Below are 5,198 nucleotides of genomic sequence, written 5' to 3' on the forward strand. Positions count from 1 at the left end.
TGCTGTTTCTAACAACTAATTCCTGACTGGTCGGGTGGATGATTTATCATGCTCATTATGCAAAACATACTAATTTCCATGATAAACCAAATGAGCCGGCCATGAGTGTACAGATGATCCGCGACGCAGATGAGTTGCAGGCTTTCTGTCAAAAACTGGACCCGGCCAAAGCCATTGCCATCGATACCGAATTTATCCGGCAAAAAACCTATTACGCCATTCCGGCGGTGATTCAGATCGCGCAACAACAAGAGCACGAAATGCTGAGCACTTGTATCGACGCGCCCTTGATCGAAGACTGGTCGGCCTTACAGAACAGTTTGCAACAATCCAAATATTGCCTGACCCACTCCCCCGACCAGGATTTCGAGATCTTTGACCAGCTATTTACTGACTGGACATTCAATATCTACGACACCCAGGTAGCCGCCGCTTTATTGGGCGCACAACCCCAGATCAGTTATGCCCAGTTGATGCAAAACACACTTGGACTGGAGATCGACAAGTCCCAGTCTCGCACCGACTGGCTCAAGCGCCCTTTGAGTGCCGCGCAACTCGATTACGCCATTGCCGATGTCATACATTTACCCAAAGCCTGGCAATTACTCTCACAAGACCTGGAACACAAAGACCGCCTGGAGTGGTTCAAAACCGATTGCGAGCGCCAAGTGGAACGCCATAAGGCGCAAAGCCCCTTGCAGTCTGCCTGGAATCGGGTGAAAGGCATTAAACGCTTGTCGGACAGCGATTTTGCGCGCGCGGCATCATTGGCCCATTGGCGCGAACAACGAGCCATGCAAAAAGACCGGCCACGCCGCTGGATTCTGGCCGATGACATTATTCTGGAACTTGCGCAGTCACCCGAACGTCTTAAGCACATGCAACAGGAACACAAAGTACTGCAACACAATCACGACAGTATTCGTCCTTTACTGGATTCACCACTGCAGGAATTTGAACAGTTTGATACGAATGTGTTCTCGCCCTTGAACGACGCAGAGAAAAAACGCTTTAGCCGGATTAAGCAATACTGCCGCAAACACGCCGAGAAACTCGACATCGACCCGGCCACTTTATCCAATCGTAAAACCCTGGAAAAGATTGCCCGTGGCCTGAGTGATTTTCTGGATGCTGACAATTGGCGACATCGCGTTTTGCAAAACTATTTACAGGAACATGCCTGAACAAGATCACACGTCCGGCACCGATAATGAAACCGACACCAACACGGTTGTGCAGTTTCCCGAGCGCGCGCAAGACGGCTCAAAACCCTATGCGCTGATCATCGGCATCAATGGTGCCATCGGCCAGGCCCTGGCCAAAACCTATCAAGACAGCCATCAGATCGTCGGAATTGCGCGTGATATTCATAATGCCGATCATAATTTCACTTTGGTGCAAAGTGATTACGCCGAACAACATCTTCCCGAACTTTTTGAAACCCTGTACGGCATCTCGCCCGAGTACGAACTGATCATCAACTGCATTGGCTTGTTGCATAACGCCTTCATCGGTCCCGAGAAACAGATCAAGCAGATCACCGAAAGAAGTTTGACGCATTATTTTCATGTGAATTCTATTTTGCCCGCCTTGTTGATCAAACATTTACACCCGTTGTTACCCAAAAAAAGTCGTTCGGTGTTTGCCCATCTCAGCGCCATGGTGGGCAGCATCAAGGACAATAAAATGGGTGGTTGGTACGGTTATCGTGCCTCAAAAGCGGCTTTGAACATGTTGGTGAAAACCGCTTCCATAGAGCTGGCACGCACCCATCCGCAATGCATTGTGCTGGCTTTACACCCGGGTACTACCCGGAGTAAATTGTCGGCGCCCTTCACCAGGAACCGTTCTGCGGATAAACTCTATACACCCGAATTGACGGCCAAGCGCCTGGGCAGAATTATCGATTCGGTCGGGACAGAAGATTCCGGGCAATTTTTTCACTGGAGCGGGAGCAAGCTGGAATGGTAGATGCAAACAAGACAGGCTTTAAACATTACGGCTGGATAGGATTCTTTTGCGGCGCCCTGGCACTGGGTTTGTCGATCATCCATTTTTACACCGGACCATTGGTCAAAGAACCCACCCTGGGTGAAACGGCGTCGGCAAAAATGACCAGCATGAAACAAAAAGCGGTTTCATTATTCAAAAAAGACAAACCGCAATCCGAATCTCAAGTGTCGCCCGAGCCGGAGGCACGCTGGAATCTGGATGAAAAGCTCGACTTGAGCGCGGTGATCTTAGGTTTTCTCGCCCTGGTGTTCGCCAGTATCGCCTTTATACGGCATGAGAATATTCGCGCCTCGGGAATCGCCGGAGCTTTTGGGGTCGGAACGATCTTGTTTCAGTTCATTAACTGGGCGATTGCCTTTGCCGCGGTGATCCTGATCATCGGCATCACATTTTTCAAATTATCTCTGGAAAAACGCCCGACTGCCTGAGTCTGGAAACCAACATTTAATCCAGTTCGGAAATGCGCAAAGCTTCGAGTAAACGCGTGGTGACTTCCTCGAGGCCGCCCAGGGCATTGATGGTGGTTAACTTGTTACGCGACTTGTAAAACTCGATCAATGGAGCGGTTTGCTCTTTGTACACAGTGAGGCGATTACCGATGGTTTCTTCATTGTCATCCGCGCGATGCATCAATTCCCCGCCGCAATTGTCACACACGCCCTCTTTTTCGGTAGGCGAGAAATACACATTGAACATTTGCCCACAGTCTTTGCAGGTGCGACGACCGGTCAGGCGTTTGAGCAGAACCTCGAAATCAATATCGAGTAATACCGCTTCATCCAGCGGCGTGCCCATGTCATCGAGGATATTTTCCAGAGCTTCGGCTTGCGCGATGTTGCGAGGAAAGCCATCCAGAATACAACCCGCTTTGCTTGCGGCGATCTTTTCTTTGGTCAGCCCCAGAACGATCTCGTCACTCACCAGTTCGCCGGCTTCCATGGCCGCTTTCGCCTGCAGGCCCAAAGGCGTTTGTGCCTTGACCGCGGCACGCAACAGATCGCCAGTGGAGATCTGATTCCAGCCAAGTAAGGACTGGAGAATTTTGGCCTGGGTGCCTTTGCCGGAACCCGGAGCACCAAGAAGTACGATACGCATAATGATTTTCTTGTCAGTAATAACGCGCTTAAGCGTTGGAAATATGTATAAAAAATGGCTGATCTCTCAGCCAGGGGGATTACCCTACCTTGTCAGATAAAGAATTGCAATTGCTTTGCCTGCAGGCTTGCAAATGTCTCGCAAGACATGGGAATTAGGCTGCAAAATACGTTATCCTTGCGCCTTGTTGATCGGTTCTGACTTTTAAATTTGCAGGAAAAAACCATGACCAAAAGAAATGCTTTTTATGCTCAATCCGGCGGGGTGACTGCGGTCATCAATGCCTCGGCCTGTGGGCTTCTGGAAACGGCGCGCAAACACAAAAAACACATCCATAAAGTGTACGCCGGACGCAATGGCATTATTGGCGCATTGACCGAAGATCTCATCGACACCAGTCAGGAATCCACTGCCAATATTCGAGCCCTGCGCCATACGCCAGGCGGTGCGTTTGGATCATGCCGCTACAAGCTCAAGGGTCTGGACGTGAATCGTGCGCAATACGAGCGTCTGATCGAAGTTTTCCACGCGCATGACATTGGCTACTTCTTTTACAACGGTGGCGGTGACTCGATGGATACCGCGCACAAGGTATCGCAAATTGGTAAAACTCTGGGTTACGACATCAAGTGCGTTGGCATCCCGAAAACGGTCGATAATGATCTGCCGATCACCGACAACTGTCCGGGATTTGGCTCGGTTGCCAAGTACGTGGCAATTTCCACCAAAGAAGCCGCCCTGGATGTCTTGTCGATGGCGAAAACCTCGACCAAAGTCTTTGTGCTTGAAGTGATGGGTCGCCACGCTGGCTGGATCGCCGCAGCGGGTGGACTGGCCGGACTAGGCGCTGCGCAAGCACCACACATTATTCTTTTTCCCGAAGTGCCCTTTAATCCCTCGGTGTTTTTGAAAAAAGTGAAAACCTGTGTGGAAAAATACGGGTACTGCGTGATCGTGGTCTCCGAGGGTACCCGCTATAAGGACGGACGCTTTTTAGCCGAAGCCGGCAGTCGCGATGCCTTCGGGCATGCCCAACTGGGCGGAGTTGCCCCGGTGCTGGCGAATATGATCAATGCTGCACACGGCTACAAATACCACTACGCGGTGGCGGATTATTTACAGCGCTCGGCTCGACACATTGCGTCTAAAACCGATGTTGACCAGGCCTACGCCATGGGCAAAGCGGCGGTTGAACTGGCGGTTAAAGGTCACAATGCGGTCATGCCGGTCATCAAGCGCACTTCTGACAAACCGTATCGCTGGAAAGTGGATATGGCCAAACTGAGTAAAGTGGCGAATGTGGAAAAAATGATGCCTAAGAAATTTATTTCCAAAGACGGGTTTGGCATCACCAAAGCGTGTCGCACTTATCTGGAACCCCTGATCAAGGGCGAGGATTATCCACCGTATCAAAACGGTATGCCAAAATACGTGAGCTTGAAAAATGTAGCGGTGAAAAAGAAATTGAAAAATGAATTCAAACTTTAAAAATTGAAAGCTTCATACTGATTTTGAAAACAAAGCTGTTGTCAGATCAATTCAAATCTGTCCGATCAACTCCACTTCATCAATTTTGCACACCGCATTACCGCCGGTAAAAAAGCGTATTCCCAGATACACTTCTTCCCCAATGGCTTCTGCCTGGATGATCACCGAAGGGATTTTTTTACCCTTATCCACGTCGTGATACAAAGCGCACGCGGGTAAATTGATCGCATGTGGCAGACTGCCTCTCTCGGCGGTAAACACCGCACTGCCATTTTGTACATCTTCCTGGCTTGCGGTGCGTCCGCTTAGACACGGCAGCGTTTTCCACTCATTCGACTTGATCTCGCACCAGTCAAATTCGGGGAGTTCAAATATAAAAGGGTCACGCAAATTCAACACAATATTTATCTAACCGTGGGTGTAATTGTTTAAAAAAAGAAAGGGGCTAAAAAGCCCCTTTCAATCATTCCTTGTAAGCTCGTATTATAGCAAAGGCGCTATGACCAAACTCACAATTGCCATTACGTTGATCAAAATATTCATGGAAGGCCCCGAGGTATCCTTGAACGGATCACCAACGGTGTCACCAACCACGGCGGCTT

The 5,198-nt window shown here is 49.7% G+C and carries 7 protein-coding genes; 4 read left to right on the plus strand and 3 right to left on the minus strand.

Annotated elements, in window-relative coordinates; translation table 11 throughout:
* The first annotated feature begins 101 nt into the window (after nucleotides 1-101).
* From HKN88_09180 to HKN88_09190, 3 genes are read left to right on the plus strand one after another with little or no spacing between them, the layout of a single operon-like run.
* Nucleotides 102-1,184, plus strand: coding sequence for a hypothetical protein (locus HKN88_09180; protein NNC98227.1), 1,083 nt, complete (start codon nucleotides 102-104; stop codon nucleotides 1,182-1,184).
* On the plus strand, nucleotides 1,177-1,971 hold the full coding sequence (locus HKN88_09185; protein NNC98228.1) for an SDR family NAD(P)-dependent oxidoreductase: 795 nt from the start codon (nucleotides 1,177-1,179) through the stop codon (nucleotides 1,969-1,971). The genes HKN88_09180 and HKN88_09185 overlap by 8 nt, the downstream gene beginning before the upstream one ends.
* On the plus strand, nucleotides 1,965-2,441 hold the full coding sequence (locus tag HKN88_09190; GenBank protein ID NNC98229.1) for a hypothetical protein: 477 nt from the start codon (nucleotides 1,965-1,967) through the stop codon (nucleotides 2,439-2,441). The genes HKN88_09185 and HKN88_09190 overlap by 7 nt, the downstream gene beginning before the upstream one ends.
* A 16-nt stretch (nucleotides 2,442-2,457) precedes the next feature.
* Here the strand turns inward: HKN88_09190 and HKN88_09195 are convergent, their stop codons facing one another.
* Nucleotides 2,458-3,108, minus strand: coding sequence for an adenylate kinase (locus tag HKN88_09195; GenBank protein ID NNC98230.1), 651 nt, complete (start codon nucleotides 3,106-3,108; stop codon nucleotides 2,458-2,460).
* A gap of 225 nt (nucleotides 3,109-3,333) precedes the next feature.
* Here HKN88_09195 and HKN88_09200 point away from each other — a divergent pair, with 225 nt between their 5' ends.
* Nucleotides 3,334-4,596: a 6-phosphofructokinase gene (locus tag HKN88_09200; protein NNC98231.1), complete on the plus strand. Its 1,263-nt coding sequence runs from the start codon at nucleotides 3,334-3,336 to the stop codon at nucleotides 4,594-4,596.
* 51 nt (nucleotides 4,597-4,647) lie between these two features.
* On the opposite strand, the gene HKN88_09205 is transcribed toward HKN88_09200, so the two are convergent.
* Together HKN88_09205 and HKN88_09210 are read right to left on the minus strand one after the other, a co-directional pair.
* The gene (locus tag HKN88_09205) at nucleotides 4,648-4,986 is read right to left on the minus strand and encodes a hypothetical protein (protein NNC98232.1); all 339 of its coding nucleotides are present in this window, start codon (nucleotides 4,984-4,986) and stop codon (nucleotides 4,648-4,650) included.
* A gap of 93 nt (nucleotides 4,987-5,079) precedes the next feature.
* Nucleotides 5,080-5,198: hypothetical protein (locus tag HKN88_09210; GenBank protein ID NNC98233.1), on the minus strand; the 119-nt coding region annotated here is incomplete at its 5' end.

It is taken from the genome of Gammaproteobacteria bacterium, assembly GCA_013001575.1.
Lineage (GTDB): Bacteria > Pseudomonadota > Gammaproteobacteria > Steroidobacterales > JABDMI01 > JABDMI01.